23 protein-coding genes are annotated in these 23,383 nt (G+C 74.2%); 8 read left to right on the top strand and 15 right to left on the bottom strand.

All coding sequences use genetic code 11. The annotated features are described in order from the left end of the window. Positions 1-3: 3 nt before the first annotated feature. From ABD990_RS25615 to argC, 6 genes are read right to left on the bottom strand one after another with little or no spacing between them, the layout of a single operon-like run. On the bottom strand, positions 4-480 hold the full coding sequence (locus ABD990_RS25615) for an arginine repressor (protein WP_345383298.1): 477 nt from the start codon (positions 478-480) through the stop codon (positions 4-6). Between the two features lie 25 nt (positions 481-505). Continuing rightward, on the bottom strand, positions 506-1,492 hold the full coding sequence (gene argF, locus ABD990_RS25610) for an ornithine carbamoyltransferase (RefSeq protein WP_345383297.1): 987 nt from the start codon (positions 1,490-1,492) through the stop codon (positions 506-508). Continuing rightward, positions 1,492-2,670 (bottom strand): acetylornithine transaminase, encoded by a 1,179-nt coding sequence (locus tag ABD990_RS25605; RefSeq protein ID WP_345383296.1) that lies wholly within the window; start codon positions 2,668-2,670, stop codon positions 1,492-1,494. Before ABD990_RS25605 ends, argF begins: the two co-directional genes overlap by 1 nt. Next, a complete protein-coding gene (gene argB / locus ABD990_RS25600) occupies positions 2,667-3,566 on the bottom strand; it encodes an acetylglutamate kinase (RefSeq protein WP_345383295.1) in 900 nt (299 codons plus the stop codon). Before argB ends, ABD990_RS25605 begins: the two co-directional genes overlap by 4 nt. After that, positions 3,550-4,719, bottom strand: a complete 1,170-nt coding sequence (gene argJ / locus ABD990_RS25595; protein WP_345383308.1) for a bifunctional glutamate N-acetyltransferase/amino-acid acetyltransferase ArgJ — start codon at positions 4,717-4,719, stop codon at positions 3,550-3,552. Before argJ ends, argB begins: the two co-directional genes overlap by 17 nt. Positions 4,720-4,721: 2 nt before the next feature. Beyond that, positions 4,722-5,741, bottom strand: coding sequence for an N-acetyl-gamma-glutamyl-phosphate reductase (gene argC, locus ABD990_RS25590; RefSeq protein WP_425569658.1), 1,020 nt, complete (start codon positions 5,739-5,741; stop codon positions 4,722-4,724). Between the two features lie 91 nt (positions 5,742-5,832). Here argC and ABD990_RS25585 point away from each other — a divergent pair, with 91 nt between their 5' ends. Then, a complete protein-coding gene (locus ABD990_RS25585) occupies positions 5,833-6,510 on the top strand; it encodes a DNA alkylation repair protein (RefSeq protein WP_345383293.1) in 678 nt (225 codons plus the stop codon). A 94-nt stretch (positions 6,511-6,604) separates the two neighbouring features. Here the strand turns inward: ABD990_RS25585 and ABD990_RS25580 are convergent, their stop codons facing one another. Next, on the bottom strand, positions 6,605-7,648 hold the full coding sequence (locus ABD990_RS25580) for an MBL fold metallo-hydrolase (RefSeq protein WP_345383292.1): 1,044 nt from the start codon (positions 7,646-7,648) through the stop codon (positions 6,605-6,607). 83 nt (positions 7,649-7,731) lie between these two features. On the opposite strand from ABD990_RS25580, the gene ABD990_RS25575 reads away from it, so the two are divergent. Both ABD990_RS25575 and ABD990_RS25570 read left to right on the top strand, forming a co-directional pair. Next, positions 7,732-9,852 carry a bifunctional lysylphosphatidylglycerol flippase/synthetase MprF gene (locus tag ABD990_RS25575; RefSeq protein WP_345383291.1) on the top strand — a complete coding sequence of 707 codons (2,121 nt, stop codon included), beginning with the start codon at positions 7,732-7,734 and terminating at the stop codon, positions 9,850-9,852. Between the two features lie 165 nt (positions 9,853-10,017). Beyond that, positions 10,018-10,668 carry a TMEM175 family protein gene (locus tag ABD990_RS25570; RefSeq protein WP_345383290.1) on the top strand — a complete coding sequence of 217 codons (651 nt, stop codon included), beginning with the start codon at positions 10,018-10,020 and terminating at the stop codon, positions 10,666-10,668. Positions 10,669-10,708: 40 nt separating this feature from the next. On the opposite strand, the gene pheT is transcribed toward ABD990_RS25570, so the two are convergent. The 7 genes from pheT to ABD990_RS25535 form a co-directional block, all read right to left on the bottom strand. Then, positions 10,709-13,201, bottom strand: coding sequence for a phenylalanine--tRNA ligase subunit beta (pheT, locus tag ABD990_RS25565; RefSeq protein WP_345383289.1), 2,493 nt, complete (start codon positions 13,199-13,201; stop codon positions 10,709-10,711). Between the two features lie 19 nt (positions 13,202-13,220). Further along, positions 13,221-14,249: a phenylalanine--tRNA ligase subunit alpha gene (gene pheS, locus ABD990_RS25560; protein ID WP_345383288.1), complete on the bottom strand. Its 1,029-nt coding sequence runs from the start codon at positions 14,247-14,249 to the stop codon at positions 13,221-13,223. Between the two features lie 9 nt (positions 14,250-14,258). Continuing rightward, positions 14,259-15,077, bottom strand: a complete 819-nt coding sequence (locus ABD990_RS25555) for a TrmH family RNA methyltransferase (RefSeq protein ID WP_345383287.1) — start codon at positions 15,075-15,077, stop codon at positions 14,259-14,261. Positions 15,078-15,085: 8 nt separating this feature from the next. Next, entirely contained in the window at positions 15,086-15,472 is a 387-nt protein-coding gene (gene rplT / locus ABD990_RS25550) for a 50S ribosomal protein L20 (RefSeq protein ID WP_345383286.1), read from the bottom strand. Between the two features lie 74 nt (positions 15,473-15,546). Further along, positions 15,547-15,741: a 50S ribosomal protein L35 gene (rpmI, locus tag ABD990_RS25545; protein ID WP_232872832.1), complete on the bottom strand. Its 195-nt coding sequence runs from the start codon at positions 15,739-15,741 to the stop codon at positions 15,547-15,549. A gap of 94 nt (positions 15,742-15,835) precedes the next feature. Next, entirely contained in the window at positions 15,836-16,426 is a 591-nt protein-coding gene (infC, locus tag ABD990_RS25540) for a translation initiation factor IF-3 (RefSeq protein ID WP_037051974.1), read from the bottom strand. A 287-nt stretch (positions 16,427-16,713) separates the two neighbouring features. Continuing rightward, on the bottom strand, positions 16,714-17,052 hold the full coding sequence (locus ABD990_RS25535) for a DUF3817 domain-containing protein (protein ID WP_345383285.1): 339 nt from the start codon (positions 17,050-17,052) through the stop codon (positions 16,714-16,716). Between the two features lie 156 nt (positions 17,053-17,208). Here ABD990_RS25535 and ABD990_RS25530 point away from each other — a divergent pair, with 156 nt between their 5' ends. Together ABD990_RS25530 and ABD990_RS25525 are read left to right on the top strand one after the other, a co-directional pair. Beyond that, positions 17,209-17,808 (top strand): TIGR03086 family metal-binding protein, encoded by a 600-nt coding sequence (locus ABD990_RS25530; RefSeq protein ID WP_345383284.1) that lies wholly within the window; start codon positions 17,209-17,211, stop codon positions 17,806-17,808. A gap of 28 nt (positions 17,809-17,836) precedes the next feature. Then, the gene (locus tag ABD990_RS25525) at positions 17,837-19,030 is read left to right on the top strand and encodes a trans-sulfuration enzyme family protein (protein WP_345383283.1); all 1,194 of its coding nucleotides are present in this window, start codon (positions 17,837-17,839) and stop codon (positions 19,028-19,030) included. 224 nt (positions 19,031-19,254) lie between these two features. Here the strand turns inward: ABD990_RS25525 and ABD990_RS25520 are convergent, their stop codons facing one another. Further along, positions 19,255-21,408, bottom strand: a complete 2,154-nt coding sequence (locus ABD990_RS25520; protein ID WP_345383282.1) for a transglycosylase domain-containing protein — start codon at positions 21,406-21,408, stop codon at positions 19,255-19,257. A 190-nt stretch (positions 21,409-21,598) separates the two neighbouring features. On the opposite strand from ABD990_RS25520, the gene tatA reads away from it, so the two are divergent. Genes tatA through ABD990_RS25505 form a run of 3 tightly spaced genes read left to right on the top strand, consistent with a single transcriptional unit; the run spans position 21,599 to position 23,374 of the window. Next, positions 21,599-21,880: a Sec-independent protein translocase subunit TatA gene (tatA, locus tag ABD990_RS25515; protein ID WP_345383281.1), complete on the top strand. Its 282-nt coding sequence runs from the start codon at positions 21,599-21,601 to the stop codon at positions 21,878-21,880. A 60-nt stretch (positions 21,881-21,940) separates the two neighbouring features. After that, positions 21,941-22,849 (top strand): TIGR03854 family LLM class F420-dependent oxidoreductase, encoded by a 909-nt coding sequence (locus ABD990_RS25510; RefSeq protein ID WP_345383280.1) that lies wholly within the window; start codon positions 21,941-21,943, stop codon positions 22,847-22,849. A 39-nt stretch (positions 22,850-22,888) separates the two neighbouring features. Next, complete coding sequence (locus ABD990_RS25505) at positions 22,889-23,374, top strand: DUF309 domain-containing protein (protein ID WP_345383307.1); 486 nt, start codon at positions 22,889-22,891, stop codon at positions 23,372-23,374. The last annotated feature ends 9 nt before the right edge of the window (positions 23,375-23,383 follow it).

Below are 23,383 nucleotides of genomic sequence, written 5' to 3'. Positions count from 1 at the left end.
CTGTCAGAGTTCGAGCAGACGCGCGACGACCTCGGCCCCGGTGAGCGGCTCGCGGGCCACCACCAGGACGGTGTCGTCGCCGGCGATCGTGCCGACGACGTCGTTCAGGGCGGCGCGGTCCAGCGCGCTCGCCAGATAGTGGGCCGCACCGGGCGGGGTGCGCAGGACGGCGAGGTTGCCACTCGCGTCCGCGGACACGAGCACCTCCCCCAGCAACCGGGACAGCCGGGCGGTGCCGCCCTCGACGCCGCGGACCGGGCTCCCGTCGTCCGGGATCACGTACGCCCCGCGCACCTTGACGGCGCCCAGGTCGTCGAGGTCCCGGGACAGCGTGGCCTGGGTCGTCTCGATGCCCTCGGCCTCGAGCAGCGTGAGCAGCTCGGCCTGGCTGCGGACCTCCCGCTGCGCGACGATCTCGGCGATCCGCGCCTGGCGGGCGACCCGCGTCGCGGCCTGGTTGCGGGGGCGGGCGGCGGTCACGGACGGGCCCGTCCGGTGCGCGGGCTCATCGCGGGTCGCTCCCCGACCGGACCGGGTCCATCAACCACGCGAGCAGGGCCTTCTGCGCATGCAGCCGGTTCTCCGCCTCGTCCCACACCACGCTGGCCGGCCCGTCGAGCACCTCGTCGGTGATCTCGTCCCCGCGGTGCGCGGGCAGGCAGTGCAGCACGATCGCGCGTTCACCCGCGTGGGCCAGGAGCTCCGCGTTCACCTGGTAGGGCCGGAACGGCGCGGCGCGGTCCAGCCCGTCGGCCTCCTGGCCCATCGACACCCAGGTGTCGGTGACGACGACGTCCGCCCCCTCGACCGCGGCCAGCGGATCCGGCACCACCTCGGCCGACCCGCCGGCCGCCGAGCCGTGGGCCTTCGCGTCCCGCAGCACGTCCGGGTCCGGGGTGAAGCCCGCCGGCGCCCCGATCCGCACGTGCATCCCGGCGAGCGTGCCGCCCAGCAGCAGCGAGTGGGCCATGTTGTTGGCGCCGTCGCCGAGGTAGGCGAGCGTGAGGCCGGCGGTGCGGCCGAACCGCTCGCGGATCGTCAGCAGGTCGGCGAGCACCTGGCAGGGGTGGAACTCGTCCGTCAGCGCGTTGACCACCGGCACCGACGACGCACTCGCCATCGCCTCGAGGCGGGCCTGCCCGGCGGTCCGCCACACCACGGCGTCGACCAACCGGGAGAGCACCCGCGAGGTGTCCTCGATCGTCTCGCCCCGGCCGAGCTGGCTGCTCGCCGCGTCGAGGATCACCGGCTGCCCGCCGAGCTGGGTGATGCCCACCTCGAACGACACCCGGGTCCGGGTCGAGGACTTGTCGAACAGCACCGCCACCGACCGCGGCCCCACCAGCGGCAGGTGGGCGAACCGGTCCGCCTTCATGTCCGCGGCCAGGGCCAGCACCTCGGTCTGCTCCTCGGGCGACAGGTCGTCGTCCCGCAGGAAGTGCCGCGGCCTGCCCTTCCCGACGCGGCGCGCCGGGCCTCCGACGACGCTCATCAGACCGTCCCGCCGGACTCGTCGAGGATGCCGGGCAGGTCCGCGAGGAAGCCCTGCGCCTGCGCCTCGGTGAGGATCAGCGGCGGCGCGAGCCGGACCCGGGTCGGCACCGCGTTGTTGACCAGATAGCCGTGCTCGCGGGCCTTGCTCGCCACCCCCGCGGACACCGGCTGGTTCAGGCCGATGCCGATGTGCAGGCCCGCCCCGGAGACGTCCGTGACGACCGGGTGCCCGAGACCCTGGATCCCCGCCACGATCTCCTTGCCGAGCCGGTCGACGTGCTCGAGCAGCCCGTCGTTGTCGATCGTGCTGAGCACGGCGAGGGCCGCGGCGCAGCTCACCGGGTTGCCGCCGAAGGTGGTGCCGTGCTGGCCGGGCTCGAGCAGGCCCGCGGCCGCACCGATGCCGATGCAGGCGCCGATCGGCAGCCCGCCGCCGAGGCCCTTGGCCAGGGTGACGACGTCCGGCACCACGCCGGCGGCCTGGTGGGCGAACCACGCGCCGGTCCGCCCGATGCCGGTCTGGATCTCGTCGAGCACCAGCAGGGCGCCCTTGCGCGAGGTGATCTCCCGCGCGGCCGCGAGGTAGCCCGCGGGCGGCACGATCACGCCGGCCTCGCCGAGGATCGGCTCGAGGAACACCGCCGCGGTCTCCTCGGTGACCGCCGCCTCGAGCGCCTCGACGTCCCCGTACGGGATGTGGACGACGCCCGGGGGCATCGGCTCGAACGGCTCGCGCTTCGCCGGCTGGCCGGTGAGCGCGAGCGCCCCCATGGTCCGCCCGTGGAACGCGTCCCGGCACGCCACGATCTGCGGCCGCCCGGTCCGCCGGGCGATCTTGAACGCCGCCTCGTTGGCCTCGGCGCCCGAGTTGCAGAACAGCACCCGCGCGCTCTCCTGGCCGAGCAGCTGCAGGAGCTTCTCGGCGAGCTGCAGCGGCGGCTCGGTGATGTAGAGGTTCGAGGTGTGCCCCAGCGTGGAGATCTGGCGGGTCACCGCCTCGACGACGGCGGGGTGCGCGTGGCCGAGGGAGTTCACCGCGATCCCGCCGAGCAGGTCGAGGTAGCGGTTGCCCTCGGCGTCCCAGACCACCGCGCCCTCGCCGCGCACCAGGGTGAGCGGCGGGGTGCCGTAGTTGTTCATGAGCGCGTGCTGCCACCGCTCGGCGTAGGTACTCATGACGGCACCACCATCGTTCCGACTCCTTCGCTCGTGAACACCTCGAGCAGCACCGAGTGCGGCACCCGCCCGTCGATCACGTGCGCCTGGGGGACCCCGCCCCGCACCGCCCGCAGGCAGGCCTCCATCTTCGGTGCCATCCCGCTCTCCAGCTCCGGGAGCATCGGCTCCAGCTCGGCCGCGGTCAGCGCGGAGATGATCGACTCGGGGTCCGGGTAGTTCGCGTACAGGCCCTCGACGTCCGTGAGCACCACGAGCTTCGCGGCGCCGAGGGCGGCCGCCAGCGCGGCGGCCGCGCTGTCGGCGTTGATGTTGTAGACCTGGCCGTCGACGCCCGGGGCCACGCCCGCGACGACGGGGATCCGGCCGGCCTTGACGATGTCCAGCACCGCGGCCGGGTTGACCTCGACCACGTCCCCGACCAGGCCGATGTCCACGGTCTCGCCGCCGACGAGCGCCGTGCGCTTCTCGGCGGTGAACAGGCCCGCGTCCTCGCCGGAGAGCCCGACGGCGTACGGCCCGTGCTGGTTGACCAGCCCGACGAGCTCGCGGCCCACCTGCCCGACCAGCACCATCCGGACGATGTCGATCGTCTCGGGAGTGGTCACCCGCAGCCCGCCGCGGAACTCGCCGGGCAGGCCCAGCCGCGTGAGCATGGCGCTGATCTGCGGACCGCCCCCGTGCACGACGACCGGGTGGATGCCGGCGAGCCGCAGGAACACCATGTCCTGCGCGAAGGCCTGTTTCAGCTCCTCGTCGACCATGGCGTTGCCGCCGTACTTGACCACGACGACCTGCCCGTGGAAGCGCTGCAGCCAGGGCAGGGCCTCCGCCAGGACCCCGGCCTTCTCCCCGGCCCGCTTGAGCCGGCCCGGGATCTCAGGAGGAGTAGGCACTGTTCTCCTCCACGTACGCGTGCGACAGGTCGGTGGTGAGGATCTCCGCCTCGCCCGACCCGAGCCCCAGCTCCACCTCGACGAGGACGTCCTCGCCGGAGAGGTCGGCCAGCGACCGGTCCACTGCGGCGACGCCGCCCCGGCAGAGGGTGACGCCGTTGATCGTGACGTCCAGCTTCTCGGGGTCCAGGTCGGCGTCGGCGTACCCCGCCGCCGCCGCGACACGCCCCCAGTTCGGGTCCGAGCCGAACAACGCGGTCTTGACCAGGGAGTCCCGGGCGACGGTCCGGGCGATCACCACGGCGTCGTCCTCGCTCGCGGCGCCGGTCACCCGCACCGTGACCCGCTTGGTGACGCCCTCGGCGTCCGCCTGCATCTGCCGCGCGAGGTCCTTGGCGACCTCGGTCATCGCGGCGGTGAGCTCCTGCTCGGTGGGCGTGACCCCGGAGGCGCCGGAGGCCAGGACGACCACGGTGTCGTTGGTGGACATCGAGCCGTCGACGTCCAGCCGGTCGAAGCTCACCCGGACCGCGGCGTGCAGCGCGCGGTCCAGGACCTCCTGCTCGACGGCCGCGTCCGTGGTGAGCACGGACAGCATCGTGGCCATCGAGGGCGCGATCATGCCGGCGCCCTTGGTGAGCCCGCCGACGCTCCAGCCCTCGCGGGCGGCCACGGCCTGCTTGGCCACGGTGTCCGTGGTCATGATCGCGGTGGCGGCGGCGAGCCCGGCCTCCGGCGAGGCCTCCAGGGCCGCCGCGGCCTTCTCGACCCCGGCCAGCACGGTCTCCCGGGGCAGCTGGGCGCCGATCAGGCCGGTGGAGCAGACCGCGACCTCGATCGCCCCGCACCCGAGCACCTCGGCCGCCTTCTCCGCGGTGGCGTGCGTGGTCTGGAAGCCCTCGGGGCCGGTGCAGGCGTTCGCCCCGCCGGAGTTGAGGACGACCGCCTTGAGCGTGCCGGTGGACATGACCTGCTGGGACCACAGCACCGGTGCGGCCTTCACCTTGTTCCGGGTGAAGACGGCCACGGCCGTCTGCTGCGGCCCGTCGTTGACGACGAGCGCCAGATCGGGCTTGCCGCCGGCCTTGATGCCGGCGGCGATCCCGGCGGCCCGGAAGCCCTGCGGAGCGGTGACGCCCTGCGCCGACGGCACGCTCACGGCGCCACCCCCGTGGTCGGCAGGCCGGTGACCTCGGGCAGGCCCAGCGCGATGTTCATGCACTGGATCGCCCCGCCCGCCGTGCCCTTGGCCAGGTTGTCGATCGCCGCGACGACCACGAGCCGGGCGGCATCGGCGTCCTCCGCCACCTGCAGGTGGACGGTGTTCGACCCGAGCGTGGCCTTGGTCGTGGGCCACTGCCCCTCGGGCAGCAGGTGCACGAAGGGCTCGGCGGCGTACGCCTTGTCGTAGACCTCGCGGGCCTCGGCGCCGTCCCCGGTGAGGGGCGCGGTGCAGGTTGCGAGGATGCCCCTGGGGAGGGGAGCGAGGACGGGGGTGAAGCTCACGGAGACGGGCTTACCGGACACCCCCGACAGGTTCTGCGCGATCTCCGGCGTGTGCCGGTGCACGCCCCCCACCCCGTAGGCGGACAGCGACCCCATGACCTCCGCACCGAGCAGGTGCGGCTTGAGCGACTTCCCCGCGCCGGACGTCCCGGTGACGGCGGTGATCACGACCTCCGGGCCCACCAGGCCGGCCGCGAGGGCGGGCGCGAGGGCCAGCGAGGAGACCGTCGGGAAGCAGCCGGGCACCGCGACCCGGGTGGTGCCCCGCAGCGCGTCCCGCGCGCCGGGCAGCTCGGGCAGGCCGTACGGCCAGTGGCCGGCGTGCTCGCCGCCGTACCAGCGGTCCCACGCGTCGGCGTCCCGCAGGCGGTGGTCCGCGCCGCAGTCCACGACCAGCACGGACTCGCCCAGCTGCGCCGCGATCTCCGCGGACTTCCCGTGCGGCAGCGCAAGGAACACCACGTCGTGCCCGCCGAGCACCTCCGCCGTACTCTCCTCGAGCACACGGTCGGCCAGCGGCAGCAGGTGCGGCTGGAACTCGCCCAGTCGTCGCCCCGCGTTGCCGCCCGCCGTCAGCGCACCGATCTCGACCTCGGGGTGCTGCAGGAGGAGGCGCAACAGCTCTCCCCCGGCATACCCGCTGGCTCCCGCCACCGCGATCCGTACCACGCGCAAGAGTATGCACCGTCATGAAAACTCATGCAAAGGCGTTCCCGCTCACCCTCCTCGAAGGAGTGGCGCCCGGGCCTAGGCTGACCTCATGAGCACCCTGGCCGACGCGCTGCGCGCCGGGCTCGCCGCGGGCGCGGACCCGGAGGCCGCGCCCGTCATGCAGGCGTACATGAAGTCCGACATGCCGTTCCGCGGGGTCCCGCAGCCGGTCCGGGCGCGGATCCTGCGGGAGTGCGTGCAGGCCGCACCGCCGCCGACGCCCGGGGCGCTCGCCGCCGTCGTCGACGCGCTGTGGGACGGCGCGGAGTTCCGCGAGGAGCGCTACCTGGCCACCGCGCTGGCGGGCTACCGCGGCTACGCGCGCTGGCCCGACGCGGACTGGCTGCCCCGCTACCGGCACTGGGTGGTCACCGGTGCATGGTGGGACCACGTCGACGAGATCGCGTCGCGCCTGGTCGGGCCGCTGCTGCGGGCCGAGCCCGTGCGGGTCACGCCGGTGATGCGGCAGTGGGCCACCGACCCCGATCCCTGGCTGCGGCGCACGGCGATCCTCTGCCAGCTGCAGTCCAAGGGCGACACGGACGTCGACCTGCTCGCCGACGCGATCGAGGCCAGCCTCAAGGACGAGGGCTTCTTCCTGCGCAAGGGGATCGGGTGGGCGCTGCGCCAGCACGCCCGCACGGACCCGCTCTGGGTGCGGGAGTTCGTCGACACCCATCCCGAGCTCTCGCCGCTGTCCCGCAAGGAGGCCCTGAAGCACCTCTAGATCCCGTCAGTCGGCACCCGCGGGTCACCGAACCGCACGTCGCGGGACGTTCCGGGCCCGCACACTCGGTCGCCCGCACGTGCCGGCTCGCGGGTCAGAGGGTGTAGGTGCTGCCGGCGCTCGGGGCGATCCAGGCCTCCGGCAGCGCTGCCAGGGCGTGCTGGGCCCGCCAGCCCGTGCAGTGCCCCGGCACCAGCACCTCCGGGGCGAGCTCGCGCAGCGCCGCGACCGTCGGCGGGATGACCGGCTCGAAGTGCGGGCCGCCGAGGTGCAGTCCGCCGAGCAGCGCGTACAGCTCGCCGACGCCGGTCAGCCGCTGCACGTGCCGGACGATGTTGACCGCCCCAGCGTGCCCGCAGCCGGTGAGCACCACCAGCCCCTTGTCCCTGACGTGCACCACGAGCGCCTGGTCGTCGACCACGGCGGCGTCGTACTCCCACGCCGACCCGGTCCACGCCTGGTGCGCGGGCGGCATGCCCCGCTCGAACTCCGTGGTCCGGTCCACCTCGCCGGTGATCAGCACCGCGCCGTCGAGCAGCACCGACGGGAACCGCCGCTCGACGAGCTCGAACCCCTCGCCCGCGAGCGCCCGCGGGCTGAGCGTGGGCAGCTCCCGGGCCTCGCCACCCGGCGGCGCGAGCCGGCGCCGGGTCCACGCCGCCGGGTGCAGCACCATCGGCAGCGCCCGGGTGCCCTTGCGGCCGGCCAGCCCGGCCAGGCCGCCGGCGTGGTCCGGGTGCCCGTGGCTGAGCACGACGCCCTGGATCCCGGTGAGGTCCGCCCCGACCCGCCCGGCGTTGACCACCAGCGCGTCGGGCGAGAGGCCGGCGTCGAACAGCAGCGAGGTGGTCGCGGTGCCGCGCCGCACCGTGACCAGCGCGGCGAACCCGTGCTCGGCCCTCAGCCCGACGTCCGCGGCGCCGCCCAGGAACTGCGCCGCGGTGGCCCGGCCCGCCCCGAGTCCGACCCGCGACACCCGCCGGTCGCCGGTGAGCAGGGCGTCGAACACGTTCTCCACCAGCGTGGTGATCCGGACCTCGTCGACCGGCTCGAGATGCACCGGGTCGACCGCCGGCCCCTCGGCGGGACGCGGGACGCCCTGCGCGACCTCCGCCGGGGTGGCGTGTCCGTCACACATGGCCGCACGGTAACGCCGCCCCCGGTCCGCCGAACAGCCACGGAGACCGGCGGTCACGGCACGCCCGCCGCGGAGAGGCGACGATGACCGACGGCACAACGGCCCGCCCGGCCCGGGCCCTCCCGGCGGCCCTCGCCCCGCTGCTCGCCCGGGTGACGACGCTGATCCGCCGCACCCCGTTCACCAGCGCCGTCGTGCTCGTGATGGTCGTCGCCGGGGTGCTCACCGGCGCGTTCTGGCGGGCCGCGGCGGACCAGCCCTGGTACCCGTGGATCGCCTACGGCGTGCCGTCGCTGGAGAGCGGCCGCTGGTGGACGCTGCTTTCCGGGCCGTTCCTCGCCGTCGTCCCGCCCTTCTACCTCGCCATGACCGGCAGCTTCGCGCTCTTCGTCGGGTGGGCGGAGTGGCGGCTGGGGACCGGGCTGGCCGCGCTCACCGCCGTCGTCGGCCAGCTGGTCGGCATCCTCTCGGCGCTCGGCTTCCTGCTCCTGGTGCGGGGCACCGGCTGGCCGTGGGCGGACGCGACGAGCCGGCTGCTCGACGTCGGGTTCTCGGCTGGGGCGCTCGCCGCGCTGGCCGTGACCAGCGCGACCCTGCGCCCGCCGTGGCGGCTGCGGCTGCGGCTCGCGCTGGCCCTCTACGTCCTCGCCTCGGCGGTCTACCTCGGCTCGCTCGCCGACCTGGAGCACCTCGTCGCGGTGCTGATCGCGCTGGTCGCCGGGCCGCGGCTGGTCCGCGGGCGGGCGGTGCCGGCCACCCGCCCGAGCCGCCGGGAATGGCGGCTGCTCGCGGTGTTCCTGCTCGTACTGATGGCCGCGGGGTCGGTGCTGGGCTTCCTGCTGCCGAACGACGGCCCGCTCGGCCCGACCGGCGACCCGGAGGCGGGCTGGCTCGACCTGGCGATCACCGTCGTGGGGGCGGCGCTGCTGGTCAACGGTCTGCGCAAGGGCCGGCGGGTGGCGTGGCGGTGGGCCGTGGGGCTGGCCGCGCTCAACGTCGCCCTGGGCCTGCTGGTCGCCGCGGTGTTCGTCGTGGCGGCGCTGGTGGAGGGCGGCGTGGCCGTCCTCGACCAGCCGGGGATCTTCGTGGCCGACCGGCTCGCGTGGACGGTGCTGCTCGTGCTGCTCCTGGTCGGGCGGCGGGCCTGGCGGGTGCCGTCGCGCCGGGCCCGGCGGGCGGTCGGCGGGATCACCGACCGGGAAACGGCGGTCGGGCTGCTCGAGCGGCACGGCGGCGGCACCGTCTCGTGGATGGCCACCTGGCCGGACAACGAGTGGTTCGTGACGGCGGACGGCGAGTCCTGCGTGGCCTTCCAGCGGCACGCGGGCGTGGCGATCGGCCTCGGCGACCCGATCGGGCCGGAACCGCTCCCGGCCCTGGAGGAGTTCGCGCTCCGCAGCGAGACGGCCGGACTCATCCCCTGCCTGTTCTCCGCCTCCGACCGCACGGCCCGGGCCGCCCGCGAGGCCGGCTGGGTCACCGCGCAGGTCGCCGAGGACACCCTGGTCGACCTGTCCGGGCTGGAGTTCCGCGGCAAGGCCTGGCAGGACGTGCGGTCGGCGCTGAACAAGGCGGGCAAGCAGGGGATCACCCACCGCCTGGTCCGGCTCGCCGAGGAGCGTCGCGCCGTCGTCGACCAGGTGCGGGAGCTCTCGGAGCAGTGGGTCGGCGGCAAGGGCCTGCCGGAGATGGGGTTCACCCTCGGCGGGGTCGACGAGGCGCTCGACCCGCACGTCCGGGTCGGCCTGGCGGTCGACGCCGACGGCCTGGTGCACGGCGTGACCTCCTGGCTGCCGGTGTACGCGCCCGGCGGCACCGTGCGGGGCTGGACGCTCGACGTCATGCGGCGGCGGGAGGGCGGGTTCCGGCCCGTCGTCGAGTTCCTCATCGCGTCGGCCTGCCTGGCGTTCCGCGAGGAGGGGGCGACGGTCGTGTCGCTGTCGGGGGCGCCGCTCGCCCGGACCGACGCCACCGGCGACACCGCGGCGCTCGACCGGCTCCTCGACACCCTCGGGGCGCGGTTGGAACCGCTCTACGGCTTCCGCTCGCTGCACGCCTTCAAGGCCAAGTTCCAGCCGCGGTACGAGCCGATGCACCTGGTGTTCCGCGACGAGGCGGACCTGCCGCGGCTGGGCGTGGCCCTGACCCGCGCCTACCTGCCGGACACCTCCACCCGCGAGCTCCTCCGGCTCGCCCGCGTCTGACGACGGGCTGTTCCGATGCTCGTGGTCGCCGTCGGGATCGTGCGGGCGTTCGACGCGGTCGGGCGGGATCCCGCCACGGCCGCCGGCGCCGGTCCGCGGTGAGGGGCCTGGAGGGGCGTCCCGCCTGTCCTGTCCGCGCCCGTCGGAGATCGCTACAGTCCCCGCATGGCCGAGGCGTCCACGCAGGGGACCGAGGACGAGTTCGGCCCGACCGAGCGCGGGGCGGCCGAACGCCTCACCTTCTTCTCCGACGCCGTCGTGGCCATCGCGATCACGCTGCTGGCGATCGACCTGCAGGTCCCCCAGGGCGACACCGCCGCCGAGCTCGCGGCCGGGTTCTCCGCCCACCGCGCCGAGTACCTGGCCTTCCTCATCAGCTTCGCCGTGATCGCCCGGCACTGGATCAGCCACCACCGGGTGTTCCGGTACGTCGCACGGGCCACCCTGCCGCTGATCTGGCTGAACATGCTGTGGCTGCTGATCATCGTGCTGACGCCGTTCTTCACGCGGTTCATCGCCGAGGACCAGGTCGACTTCGCCCGGTTCTCGGTGTACGCCCTCGCCGAGACGGTGCAGATCGGCACGTTCACCGTCATCCTCGTGGTCCTCGCCCGCACCCGCTCGTTCGTGCCCGGCACGCCCTGGCGGCTGGTCCGCTACGGCTGGGTGCCCTCGGCGATCACCGGGTTCGCGTTCCTGGTGTCCATCCCGCTGTTCCCGCTGCTCGAGCTGTGGGCGTTCGCGGTCTGGGCGGTGGTGCCGTTCCTCGGGGACCGCATCACGAACAAGCTGGGCATCACGGGCCGGGACGACTGAGCGCCCCGACCCGATCGGGCCGGCACCGCCGACCTCACGGTCAGCGCAGGACGGCCGCGCAGCGCTCGGCGGCGAGGGCGACGGCGGCGTCCCGGGCCGCATTCGCCTCCTCGTTCGTCAGCGTGCGGTCCGGCGCGCGGAACCGGAGCGCGTAGGCGAGCGAGCGGTTGCCCTCGCCGACCTGCGCGCCGGTGTAGACGTCGAACAGCCGGACCTCCTCGAGCAGCTCGCCGCCGCCCTCGGTCAGCGCCGCGGCCACCTCGGCGGCCGGGACCGCCTCGTCCGTGACCAGCGCGACGTCGACCGACACCGGCGGGTACGGCGAGACCTGCGGCGCGGGGCGCTCGTCCCGCAGCGGGATCGCGTCGAGGTCCAGCTCCATCGCGCAGGTGCGCGGCGGCAGCCCCAGCGCCTCGACGACCTTCGGGTGCAGCTCGCCGGCGTGCCCGACGACCCACTCCCCCACCCGCAGCGCGGCGCAGCGGCCCGGGTGCCACGGCGCGAGCTCGGCCTTGGTCACCCGCAGCTCCACCCCCGCGGCCGCGCCGACGAGCCGGCCCGCCTCGACGGCGTCCTGCCACCCGGCCCGGCGCCCGGGGCCCCACCAGCCGCGCGGCTCGCGGTGCCCGGTCAGCACGACCCCGACGTGCACGGGCTGCGCGGGCAGTGCCGCCTCGATCATCGCGATCTCGGAGTCCGACGGCCGGCGGTCGACACCCGGGTCGGGCATCGGCACCGAATTGCGGTGCGGCAGCACGACCTGCCCGACCGTGTACAGCGCGAGGTCGTCGAAGCCGCGGGCCTTGTTGCGCACCAGGATCTCGAGCAGGCCCGGCAGGAGTGTGGTCGCGAGCCGGTCCCGGTCGGCGTCGAGCGGGTTGGCGACCGTGACCGTGCGCCGCCGGACGTCGTCCTCGGGCAGCCCCAGCGCGTCCCAGGTCGCGTCGCCGACGAACGGGAAGGGCTCGACCTCGACGTGCCCCGTCTCGGCCAGCGCCCGCGACACCGCCCGCGTGCGGAGCTGAGCGGCGGTGAGCCCGCGCCCGGCCGGCGCCGGCGGCAACGTCGACGGGATGGTGTCGTAGCCCTCGAGCCGCAGGACCTCCTCGACCAGCGCGGCGGGCAGGTCCAGGTCCGGCCGCCAGGACGGCGGCGTGGCGACCACGGTGGTGACCGAGCCCGTCCTGCCGTCCCCGCCGGTCTCCAGCTCCACCGCGCAGCCGACCTGGGTGAGCCGCGCGACCGTGGCCCCCCGCTCGTAGGTCACGCCCGCGGTGCGGTCCGGGAGGTCCAGCGCCATGCGGACGGGCGGCAGCACCGGAGCGGCGCCGACGTCCGTGCGCCCCGGCTCGATCCGGCCGCCGCCGTGCTCCACCAGCAGGTTCGCGACCCGCTCGGCCGCGACCGGCGGCAGCTGCGGGTCCACGGACCGCTCGAAGCGCTTGGCCGCCTCGCTGGGCAGCTTGTGCCGGCGGGCGGCGCGGGCGACCACCGTGGGCGCGAAGTGCGCGGCCTCGATCACGACGTCGACCGAACCGGTCTTGTCCAGCGGGATCTCCGTGGACGCCCCGCCCATCACGCCGGCGAGGCCGATCGCACCGGAGTCGTCCGCGATGACCAGGTCGTCCGGGTCGAGGGTGCGCTCGACGTCGTCGAGCGTGCGGAGCTTCTCCCCCGGCTCGGCGCGGCGCACGACGATGCCGCCCTGCAGCCGGGTCGCGTCGTAGGCGTGGATCGGCTGGCCGAGGTCGAGCATCACGAAGTTGGTGACGTCGACGGTCAGCGAGATCGGCCGCATGCCGGCGGCGAGCAGCCGGCGCTGCATCCACCACGGGGTGGGCGCGCTGGCGTCGACCCCGACGACCCGGCGGGTGACGAACCGCGGGCAGGCGGCCTCGTCCGCGATGCGCACCGGCCAGGCCGGGCCCTCGGCCTCGGGGACCCGCACCCGTCGCGCGGGGTCGGTGTAGTCCTCGCCGAGCGAGGCGGCCAGCTCGCGCGCGATCCCGCGCACGGCGAAGCAGTAGCCCCGGTCCGGGGTGATGGCCAGCTCGACGACCGGGTCGTCGACGCCCAGCAGCGGCAGCGCGTCGGTGCCCGGCTCGGCGGTGCCCGGCGGCAGCACGAGGATGCCGGAGTGGTCGGCGCCGAGGCCGAGCTCCTTGGCCGAGCAGATCATGCCGTCCGAGGTCCGGCCGTAGGTCTCGCGCGCCGAGATCGGGAACGGACCCGGCAGGACGGCGCCGGGGAGCGCGGCGACGATCAGGTCGCCGACCACGAAGTTCCGGGCGCCGCAGACGATCCCGCGCACCGTGCCGCCGAGGTCGACCCGGCAGAACCGGATCGGCTTCTTGAACTCGGTGAGCTCCTCGATCTCCACCACGCGGCCGACGGTCAGCGGGCCGGTGAGCTCCGGCGTCCCGTGGATCTCCTCGAGCTCCAGGCCGACGCGCACGAAGGCCTCACCGACCGCCTCAGCGTCCGCGGGGACCTCGGCGACGTGGTCGCGCAGCCAGGACAGGGGGACTCGCACCGGTACTCCTTCTCGGGATCTAGACGCCGAACGCGCGGCTGAAGCGGACGTCGCCCTCGACCATGTCCCGCATGTCGGGCAGGCCGTTGCGGAACTGCAGGGTCCGCTCCAGGCCCATGCCGAAGGCGAAGCCGGAGTGGACCTCCGGGTCGACGCCGCAGGCGCGCAGCACGTTCGGGTTGACCATGCCGCAGCCGCCCCACTCGACCCAGCCGGCGCCGCCCTTCTTCTCCGGGAACCAGACGTCGACCTCGGCCGACGGCTCGGTGAAGGGGAAGAACGAGGGCCGCAGCCGGGTGGTGGACTCCGCCCCGAACATGGCGCGGGCGAAGGCGTCGAGCGTGCCCTTGAGGTGCGCCATCGTGATGCCCTTGTCCACCGCCAGGCCCTCGACCTGGTGGAAGACGGGGGTGTGGGTGGCGTCGAGCTCGTCCGTGCGGAAGGTCCGGCCGGGGCAGACGACGTACACCGGGAGCTCGCGCTCCAACAGGGCGCGGACCTGCACCGGCGAGGTGTGGGTGCGCAGGACCATGTCCTGCCCCTCGCCGAGGTAGAAGGTGTCCTGCATGGTGCGCGCCGGGTGGTCCTTGCCGAAGTTCAGCGCGTCGAAGTTCAGCCAGGAGGACTCGACCTCGGGCCCCTCGGCGACCTCGTAGCCCATCGCGACGAACACGTCCGCGATCCGCTCGGCGATCTGCGTGATCGGGTGCCGGGCGCCGCGGGGCTGCCGGTCCCACGGCAGGGTGACGTCGACGGACTCCTCGGCCAGCACGCGTGCGTCCCGCTCGGCGAGGAGCACCTCGCGGCGGGCGTCGAAGGCGGCCTGGACCTCCTGGCGGGCGGCGTTCACGCGCTTGCCGGCGTCGGCCCGCTCGGGACCGGGCAGGCTGCCGAGGGAGCGGCGGGCCAGCAGCACCGGCGCCTTGTCGCCGAGGTGCGCGGGCTTGGCCGCGGCCAGCGCGTCGAGGTCACCGGCGGCGTCGAACGCCTCGACCGCGGCCTTGACGGCAGCGTCCAGCGACGCGGCGTCGAGCAGGTTCTCGGTCATCGGCTTCCCTCATGCACGGTCGGTGATCCTAGAGCGCCGGTGCGCGGCACTCGCGTACAGGCAGACCGCTGCGGCGGCGGCCAGGTTGAGGCTCTCGGCGCGGCCGTAGAGCGGGACCCGCATCCGGTGGTCGGCCGCCTCCAGCACGGTCTCCGGCACGCCGTGTGCCTCGCCACCGAATATCCATGCCACCCGGCCGCCGAGGACCTCCGCGGCCTCCGGGGAGTGCAGGTCCAGCTCGCCGTGCCCGTCGGCCGCGAGCAGGGTCAGTCCGGCGTCGCGGCAGGCCGCGAGCAGGCGCGGGGTGTCCCGGTCGCGGGCGACCGGGAGGTGGAAGACGCTGCCGGTGGAGGCCCGGACGGCCTTGCCGTTGTGCGGATCGACGCTGTCCCCGGCGAGCAGCACGGCGTCGGCCCCGGCCGCGTCGGCGGCGCGCAGGACGGTGCCGGCGTTGCCGGGCTCCGAGACGCCGGCGAGGACGGCCACGAGCCCGGGGGCACCGGCCAGTGCCTCGGCGACGGGGACGTCGATCAGGTCGCAGACGGCCACCAGGCCCTGCGGGGTCACGGTGTCGGAGAGGATCTCGGCGACCCGGTCGCTCACGGTCGTGACCGGGATGCCCTGGCCCTCGGCGATCCCGACGATGTCGGCGTTGCGCTCGACGGCCAGCGGTGTCGCGAAGAGCTCGTGCACCCGGACCTCGCCGGTGACGGCCTCGCGGACGGCCTGGGCGCCCTCGACGAGGAAGCGGCCGGCCTTCTCACGACCCGCGCGCCGCAGCAGCTTGCGGGCTGCCACGACGCGCGGGGTGCGTTCCGTTCCGAGCATGAGCTCGGTCAGGCGGCGCTCTCGTTCTGCGGCGCCTGGGCCGGGACGTTGGCCTTGGCCACCTCGACCAGGGCGGCGAACGCGGTCGGGTCGCTGATCGCGAGCTCCGACAGGTTCTTGCGGTCCACCTCGACGCCCGCGGCCTTGAGGCCCTGAACGAAGCGGTTGTAGGTCATGCCGTTGGCGCGGGCCGCGGCGTTGATGCGGGTGATCCACAGCTGCCGGAAGTCGCCCTTCCTGGCGCGACGGTCCCGGTAGGCGTAGGTCATCGAGTGGAGCTGCTGCTCCTTGGCCTTGCGGTACAGCCGCGACCGCTGACCGCGGTAGCCGCTCGACGCCTCGAGGATCGTCCGGCGCTTCTTCTGGGCGTTCACCGCGCGCTTCACGCGTGCCATGGGTCTGTCCTGTCTCTCGGGTGGCCGGCCCCGGGGGCTGGGCAGGCCGGTTCAGCGGGTGGGGGCGGTGACGCTCAGCGGCCGAGCAGCTTCTTGACGCGCTTGACGTCGGCCTTGTTCACCGGGACGACGCCGGAGAGGTCCCGGGTCTCCTTGCTCGACTTGACCTCGAGCCGGTGGCGCAGGCCGGCCTGCTGGCGCAGGAGCTTGCCGCTGCCGGTCACCTTGACCCGCTTGGCCGTTCCCTTGTGCGTCTTGTTCTTGGGCATGGCTGATCCGTTCGGTGTCGCGGAGCACCCTCGCGGGCGCACCGTGGGGGACCTCCCGGCCGGGACCGGGAGGTTCGTGCCGCTTGCTTCAGACTCAGGCCTGGGGCTCGGCCTCGGCCGGGGCCTGCTGGGCCGCCGGGCGCTTGGCCGGCTTCTTGGTCGGAGCGAGCACCATCGTCATGTTGCGGCCGTCCTGCTTCGGGGCGGCCTCGACGGTCCCGAGCTCCTGCACGTCCTCGGCGAGCCGCTGCAGCAGCCGGTAGCCCAGCTCGGGCCGGCTCTGCTCACGACCGCGGAACATGATGGTGACCTTGACCTTGTTGCCACCCTCGAGGAAGCGCACGACGTTGCGCTTCTTGGTCTCGTAGTCGTGGGTGTCGATCTTCGGCCGGAGCTTCTGCTCCTTGATCACCGTGAGCTGCTGGTTCCGCCGGGACTCCCGGGCCTTCTGCGCGCTCTCGTACTTGAACTTGCCGTAGTCCATGAGCTTGCAGACGGGCGGGCGGGCCTGGGCCGCGACCTCGACGAGGTCGAGCTCGGCCTCCTGCGCCAGCCGCAGGGCGTCCTCGATACGCACGATGCCGACCTGCTCGCCGTTCGGGCCGACGAGTCGGACCTCGGGAACGCGGATGCGGTCGTTGATGCGTGTCTCTGTGCTGATGGGGTCTCCTCGTTGTGCCGTCATGTCCTGCGACGACAAGCAAAGACCCGTCGATCGACGGGCCGCCCACGGGCGGACCGCCGGACCGTGACCCGGACACCTGTCAGGCGGTGAGCGGGTGGGAGCGGGGCTCCACTTGATCGCCCTGACGCGCGGTTCAACGCGCGACGGGGTGGTCGCATTCCGCAGGGTACACGGCGGCCTCTCCCCCGTCACCGGAGGGGCCGGTCGCGGACCGGGCGGGCGCGGCCCGTCGACCGCGTCGCGGTACAGGAGCCGATGTGGAGCGGTTCCTGCACCACACGCGGCGGTCAGGGGGTGGTGAGCTTGCCCTGGCGGGCCGCGCGGCGCTCGAACCAGACGGTCATGAGCGGCGGGATGCTGGAGATCAGCGCGAGGACGAGGGTGCCGGCCGACCACCGGAGGCGGCGCGCGGCGAGCAGCGTCACGACCACGTAGAGCACGAACAGGGCGCCGTGGATCGGGCCGAAGACCTGCACGCCGATCTCGTTCTGCACCACGACGTACTTGAAGAACATGCCGATCAGCAGGCCCACCCAGGAGCAGGCCTCGGCGATCGCGACCACGCGGAAGAGCCGGCCGATACCGGTGACGGCGGGGGTGGCGGCGGCCTCGGTGCTGGTGCTCATCGCACTCCAAGTCTGGATCGTCCGGATCGGCGGTTCACCCTTTATGGTGCCCGACCGACCACCCGCAACTTCTACCGGGTGTCGAACTCCACTCCCGGCGATGAGTTCCGGGCACGGGCGCGGTCGTACGGGCAGGAGCCGATCCGAGGAGGACCCGTGACCACCGCGACCGCCAGCACCGTGCCGACGCTCGACCTGGAACCCGCCGCCCGCCGGCTGGCGGCCCTGCTCCCCGCGATCCGCCCCGAGCAGCTCACCGACCCGACGCCCTGCCCGGACTTCACCGTGGCCGCCCTGCTCGACCACCTCCTCGGGCTGACCGCGGCCTTCACCGACGCCGCGCACAAGACCCCCACCGGCGGCGCGCCCGTCCCGTCCGCCGCACACCTCGACCCCGACTGGCGCACCGAGCTGCCGGACCGGCTGGCCGCGCTGGTGACCGCATGGCGCGAGCCCGCCGCGTGGGAGGGCGAGACCGAGGCCGGCGGCGTCGTGCTGCCGGCGCACGTGCACGGTGTCGTCGCGCTCGACGAGATCGTCGTGCACGGGTGGGACCTGGCGCGCGCGACGCGGCAGCGCTTCTCGGTCGACGCCGCGAGCGCGGCCGCGTGCCTGGAGTTCTGCTCGTCGTTCGCCCAGGGCGAGGCGGTCGACGGCCTGTTCGGGCCCCCGGTGCCGGTGGGCGAGGGCGCCCCCGTCTTCCACCGCGTCCTGGGCTACGCGGGTCGCGACCCCCACTGGTCCCCCGACCGGTAGCCGCGGGCGCGGCGGTGAGAATGCCGCCGTGGAACGGCCCCATCTCCAGACCCTCAGCGTCCATGCGGGCAACGACGTCGACCCGAGCACCGGCGCCATCCGCCGCCCGGTCGTCATGGCGAACTCGTACGCGCTGCCCGACGACCCGTCCGCGCTCAGCTGGTCGGACTTCGGCACGCCCCTCTACACCCGCAACGGCGGCGCCAACCAGGGCTGGCTCGAGGAGAAGCTCGCCCTGCTCGAGACGGCCGGCGAGCGCGGGAACGTCGACGCCGTCGCCCTGGCCAGCGGGGTCGCGGCCCTGCACGCGGTCTTCTTCACGTTCCTGAGCAGCGGGGACCACGTCGTCTCCTCGGACGTCACGTACGTCGCCGTGTACCGGCTGCTCACGGAGCTGCTGCCGGAGAAGTACGGGATCACGGCCACCCTCGTCGACTCGTCGGACCCCGAGGCGGTGCGCGTCGCGATCCGGCCGGAGACGCGGCTCGTGCACGTCGAGACCCCCGCCAACCCGACCACCCGGGTCACGGACGTCGAGGCGGTCGCGCGGATCGCGCACGAGGCGGGTGTCCTGCTCAGCGTCGACGCGACCTTCGCCACGCCGGCCCTCCAGCGCCCGCTCGCGCTCGGCGCCGACCTCGTCGTGCACTCGTTGACGAAGTACCTCAACGGCCACGGCGACGCGATGGGCGGCGCCGTGATCGGCGACCGCGCCCTCATCGACCGGATCCGGGCGGACGCGATGGTCAACGTCGGCGGCGCGATCAGCCCGTTCAACGCCTGGCTGATCATGCGCGGGGCCGTCACCCTGCCGTTGCGGATGCGCCAGCACTGCGAGAGTGCCCAGGCGGTCGCGGAGTTCCTGCACGCGGACCCGCGGGTGGCCTACGTCGCCTACCCGGGGCTGCCCGACCACCCGCAGCACGAGCTCGCCGCCCGCACGATGAGCGGGTTCGGCGGGATGCTCGCCTTCGCGGTGCAGGGCGACGCGGACACGCAGAACCGCTTCGTCGCGAACCTGCGGATCATCACGTCCGCGGTGTCCCTCGGGCACGACGAGTCGCTGATCGTGCACGTCTCGGGCGACGACGAGCGCGCGGGCGCCTACCCCGAGGAGTTCCGGCGCTGGGGGCACCTCCGCTTCTCGGTCGGTCTCGAGGACCCGCGGGACCTGGTCGCAGACCTGGACCAGGCCCTGACGACGACGCTCGGTCCCCGCTGATCCCCGCGAGCCGGCAGTTCCGGTCCACCGAGTGACACACACCCGGAGCTCCCGGTGTGTGGTTCGGTGACCCGACACGGCCGACTCGCGCTGCACGAGGTCGCGACTCGTGCTGCCAGAACTCGCGGCTCGCGGAAGCCCACAGCGCAACTCGCAGAAGCCCACAGCGCGGCTCGCGGAAGCACGGAGCGCGACTCGCGGAAGCCCCACAGCGCGACTCGCGGTCAGTCGCCGTTGTTTCCGCCGCCGGTGTCGGCGGGGGCGGTCTCGCCCTGGCCCTGGTCGGGGGTGGGCGGGGCGGTGACCTGGACGGAGGGGAGGGTGCCGGTGAGGAAGCGCGGGTCCGTGGGCGGGAGCGGGACCACCGGCTGACCGGCGAGGATGTCGCCGAAGGCGCGGTAGAAGGTGCGGGCCGGGGCCTTCCCGCCGTAGATGTTGCCGCCCGAGCAGGTTCGTGGCGGGGTGCCGTCGCAGATCGGCCTGGGCGAGTTGGAGTCGTCGAACACGATCGCGGCGCCCGCGAGCTGCGGCGTCGCGCCGACGAAGGCCGCGGACTTGTACTCCTGCGTGGTCCCGGTCTTCGCCGCGATCGGCCGGTTCCACCCCATCTGCCCGGCCGCGGCCGCCGAGGTGCCGCCCGCTGCGTCGTCCTTGGAGAGGCCGGTCATGAGGGTGTCCGCGATCGCGGGGTCGAGCGCCTGCCGGCACGCGGCCTGCGTGACCGCCACGGACGCACCCGAGCGGTCGGTGACCGACTGCAGCGGCGACGGCGGGCACCAGGTGCCGTGGCTCGCCAGGGTGGCCTGCACGTTGGCCAGCTCGAGCGCGCTGGTCGGCGTGACGCCGAGCGTGAACGACGCCTGGTTCTGCTGCTTCATCACGTCCGCGATGGAAGCCGTGCCCGACTTCCCGCTGTACGGCGTCTCGGCCAGCGAGGTCAGCCCCAGCCGGACCGCCATGTCGACCACGGGCGCGATCCCGGTGCTCTCCTCGAGCTTGACGAACGCCGTGTTCGGCGACTCGGCCAATGCGTCCTGCAGGGTCAGCGCGGTCCGGTAGGTGCCGGCGTTGCCCACCGGGATCGGCCGCCCGGCGCCGTTCCTGTAGATCGGCGACGTGTACCCGCTGGGCGGCACCGGGATCACGGTGTCGATCCCGACCAGGTGCTGCTCCATCGCGGCCGCCGCCGTGAAGATCTTGTAGACGGATCCGGCGCCCATGTTCTCCGGCTCGTAGGGCAGCCCGTAGCTCGACTCGCCCTGCTCGTTGCCGAAGGTGCGGTTGGCCGCCACCGCGACGACCTGGTGCACGTCGGTGCCGGGCCGGACCACCGCCATGACGTCCGCGACGTGCGGCTGGGTCGGCGGCACCTGCCCGTCGATCGCCGCCTTGATCCTGGCCAGCGCGTCCGGGTCGAGGCTGGTCCGGATCGTGTAACCGCCCCCGTCGAGCCGGTTGGTCGGGAAGCCGGACTGCTCCAGGTAGGCGAGCACGTAGTCGCAGAAGTAGCCGGCGTCGCCGGCGCCGATGCAGCCCTCGGCCGGGATGGACGGGTCCGGCACCACGCCGAGCGGCGCCGCCGCGGCCTCCGCGGCCTGCTCCTGGCCGATCGATCCCTGCTGGCGCAGCGCCTCGATCACGACGTCGCGCCGGCCCGTGGCGCCGTCGGGATGGACGACGGGGTCGTACTCGGCCGGACTCTGCACCATCCCGGCCAGCAGCGCGGCCTGCGGGACGGTGAGAGCCGAGGCGTCGACCCCGAAGTACGCCTGCGCCGCGGCCTGCACCCCGTACGCCCCGTGCCCGAAGTAGACGAGATTGAGGTAGCGCGTGAGGATCTCGTCCTTCGACAGCTCGTGGTCGAGGCTGACCGCGAGCTCGGCCTCCGTGAGCTTGCGCGCGTAGCTGGGCGCGACCGCGGCCTGCCGCTCGGCGTCCGTCCGCGCGGCGACGTAGAGGTCGTAGTTCTTGACGTACTGCTCGGTGAGCGTGGACGCGCCCTGGGTCGCACCGCCGTGGGAGTTGTTGACCAGGGCGCGGGCGGCGCCGATCGGGTCGAACCCGCCGTGCTCGTAGAACCGCCGGTCCTCGATCGCGACGATCGCGGCCTTCATCGCGGGGGAGATCGCGCTGCTCTCGACCGGCACGCGGTACTGGTCGTACAGCGAGGCGACGGTCCTGCCGGTCGCGTCCCGGATCGTGGTCACAGCGGGCAGCACCCCGGCCTCCAGATCCGCGTTCGTGCCCACCGCGGAATCGCTCACCGCGTCCGCCAGGAGTCCGATTCCGCCGGCGAACGGGAACAGCGTTCCGGCGACCAGGACACCGGCCACGACGACCAGCACCGCCAGCCGCCGCACACTCCACGCGAGACCCACGGGTGCACTTCTACCAGCAGGGACCGTCGGTCGCCGGTGAAACCCCGATCATCCCGAACCGCCCCTTCCGGACGATCACCCGCAATGAGTACGCAATTCCCGCGGCCCACACGGAATTGCCGTGACCCGCCATGGAGCGCTTTTCCGCGGAGGCGCACACTGGGCGGGTCGCACGAGCGGAGGGACGGCGATGGGTGAGCTGAGCATCTGGCACTGGCTGGTCGTGCTCGCGGTGTTCGTGCTGTTGTTCGGGGCGCGCAGGCTGCCCGACGCCGCCCGGAGCCTCGGCCGGTCCGCGCGCATCCTCCAGGCCGAGCTGCGGGCCGAGGACGCCGCCGCCGCGACACCCGAGCCGGGCCTCGCGACACCGGCCACCGCACCCTCCACCGCACCGCCCGCCGCACCGCCCGCCGCACCGCCCGCCGCTCCGGAATCGCCTGCGGCAGAAGCGTCCGGCCCCCGCCCGAGCTGAGGTGTCCCGTCCCACCGGCCGATCGACAACGGCGCGCGCGGGCACCTAGCGTCGTCTCCCGTGAAGGTCAGGATCGGGATCGGGTCGCTGCCCGTCGGGGACGGCACGGGCGAGGTCGGCGGGTTCGCCGACCTGGTGGACGAGCTGGAGGCCCGCGGGATCGACTCGCTGTGGCTGCCCGACCTCGTCGGCACGGACTCCGTCGACGCGCTGACGGGCATGGCGTTCGCCGTCGGCCGGACGCGTTCGCTCAAGGTCGGCACCGGCGTGCTCGTGCTGCCGGGCCGCAACCCCGCGCTGGTCGCGGCCCAGCTGGCGTCGTTGGCGGCGTTGGCGCCCAAGCGGATCCTGCCCGCGTTCGGGGTTCGCCCCGCCCGGCCGCGGGAGCGCCAGCTCTACCCGGTGCCCGACGGGAGGCGGGCCGCGGTGTTCGAGGAGGCGCTCGTCGTCGTCCGCCGGCTGCTGGCCGAGGAGCGGGTCACGCACCACGGCGAGTTCTTCCACCTCGACGACGCGACGATCGGCCCGCGCCCGCCCGGCCGGCTCGACCTGTGGCTCGGCGGCCGCGCACCCGTCGGCCTGGACCGGATCGGCCGGCTCGCCGACGGCTGGCTGGGCAGCTTCGTCACCCCCGCCGAGGCCGCGGAGTGCCGGGAGACGATCGAGCGGGCGGCCGCGGCGGCCGGGCGGGAGATCGAGGAGGACCACTACGGCACCAATCTCGCCGTGGTGCCGCCCGAGGCGACGGCGGCGCAGGTCGACGCGGCCCTCGCGGCGTCCCTGGACCGGCGCCCGGACGTCGACCCGCAGAAGATCGTGGCGCACGGCTGGGCCGAGGCGCGCGAGCGGATCACGGAGTACGTCGACGCCGGGCTGACGAAGTTCGTGGTGCGCCCGGCCACGCCCGTCGCCTCGTGGCGTGGCTTCCTCGATCGGTTCGACCAGGAGCTGCGGCCCCTCGAGACGTGAGGGCCGGGCACGGGTGTGGCAGGGTCAGCGAGCGTGAGCGTGCGACGGGTCCGTGATCGAGACGAGGCGGGCCGCGCCCGCAACGCCCGCCCCCGCGACGCCGCCGGGCGGCCCCTCCCCTACGGCGCCACCGGCGTGCCGCAGGTGCCCGACGACCTCGACCTCACCCCGGACGAGACCGTCACCGAGGCCCAGCGGCTGCTCGACGAGGGGCTGCCCTTCCAGGCGCACGAGGTCCTGGAGGCGGCGTGGAAGTCGGCGGGACCGGAGACCCGGGACCTGTGGCGGGCACTCGCCCAGTACGGCGCCGGGCTCACGCACGCCCAGCGCGGGAACGCCCGCGGCGCCGTCTCGCTGCTGGAGCGGGCGTCGGACGGCATCGCCCGCTGGGTCGGCGACCCGCCGGCGGGCCTCGACCTGCGCGGTCTGCAGGACCACGGCTTCGCCCTGGCCGGGCGGATCGAGCGGGCGGGCAGCACCGACGGTGTCACCGCGGCGGACCTGCGCCCTTCCCTGCGCGGCTGAGTCGCGCGC

Origin of the sequence: Pseudonocardia yuanmonensis, assembly GCF_039542425.1 — a bacterium.
Taxonomy (GTDB): domain Bacteria; phylum Actinomycetota; class Actinomycetes; order Mycobacteriales; family Pseudonocardiaceae; genus Pseudonocardia; species Pseudonocardia yuanmonensis.
This window is presented reverse-complemented; position numbering and strand designations above follow the sequence as displayed.

What these genes read in the sequence shown, in the direction of transcription:
- infC (WP_037051974.1), bottom strand. Translation starts at nt 16,426, where the DNA reads ATGACGGCACAACGAGGAGACCCCATCAGCACAGAGACACGCATCAAC.
- ABD990_RS25575 (WP_345383291.1), top strand. Translation starts at nt 7,732, where the DNA reads ATGACCGACGGCACAACGGCCCGCCCGGCCCGGGCCCTCCCGGCGGCC.
- rpmI (WP_232872832.1), bottom strand. Translation starts at nt 15,741, where the DNA reads ATGCCCAAGAACAAGACGCACAAGGGAACGGCCAAGCGGGTCAAGGTG.
- ABD990_RS25570 (WP_345383290.1), top strand. Translation starts at nt 10,018, where the DNA reads ATGGCCGAGGCGTCCACGCAGGGGACCGAGGACGAGTTCGGCCCGACC.
- argF (WP_345383297.1), bottom strand. Translation starts at nt 1,492, where the DNA reads ATGAGCGTCGTCGGAGGCCCGGCGCGCCGCGTCGGGAAGGGCAGGCCG.
- tatA (WP_345383281.1), top strand. Translation starts at nt 21,599, where the DNA reads ATGGGTGAGCTGAGCATCTGGCACTGGCTGGTCGTGCTCGCGGTGTTC.
- ABD990_RS25580 (WP_345383292.1), bottom strand. Translation starts at nt 7,648, where the DNA reads ATGTGTGACGGACACGCCACCCCGGCGGAGGTCGCGCAGGGCGTCCCG.
- ABD990_RS25535 (WP_345383285.1), bottom strand. Translation starts at nt 17,052, where the DNA reads ATGAGCACCAGCACCGAGGCCGCCGCCACCCCCGCCGTCACCGGTATC.
- ABD990_RS25555 (WP_345383287.1), bottom strand. Translation starts at nt 15,077, where the DNA reads ATGCTCGGAACGGAACGCACCCCGCGCGTCGTGGCAGCCCGCAAGCTG.
- ABD990_RS25585 (WP_345383293.1), top strand. Translation starts at nt 5,833, where the DNA reads ATGAGCACCCTGGCCGACGCGCTGCGCGCCGGGCTCGCCGCGGGCGCG.
- ABD990_RS25605 (WP_345383296.1), bottom strand. Translation starts at nt 2,670, where the DNA reads ATGAGTACCTACGCCGAGCGGTGGCAGCACGCGCTCATGAACAACTAC.
- rplT (WP_345383286.1), bottom strand. Translation starts at nt 15,472, where the DNA reads ATGGCACGCGTGAAGCGCGCGGTGAACGCCCAGAAGAAGCGCCGGACG.
- pheS (WP_345383288.1), bottom strand. Translation starts at nt 14,249, where the DNA reads ATGACCGAGAACCTGCTCGACGCCGCGTCGCTGGACGCTGCCGTCAAG.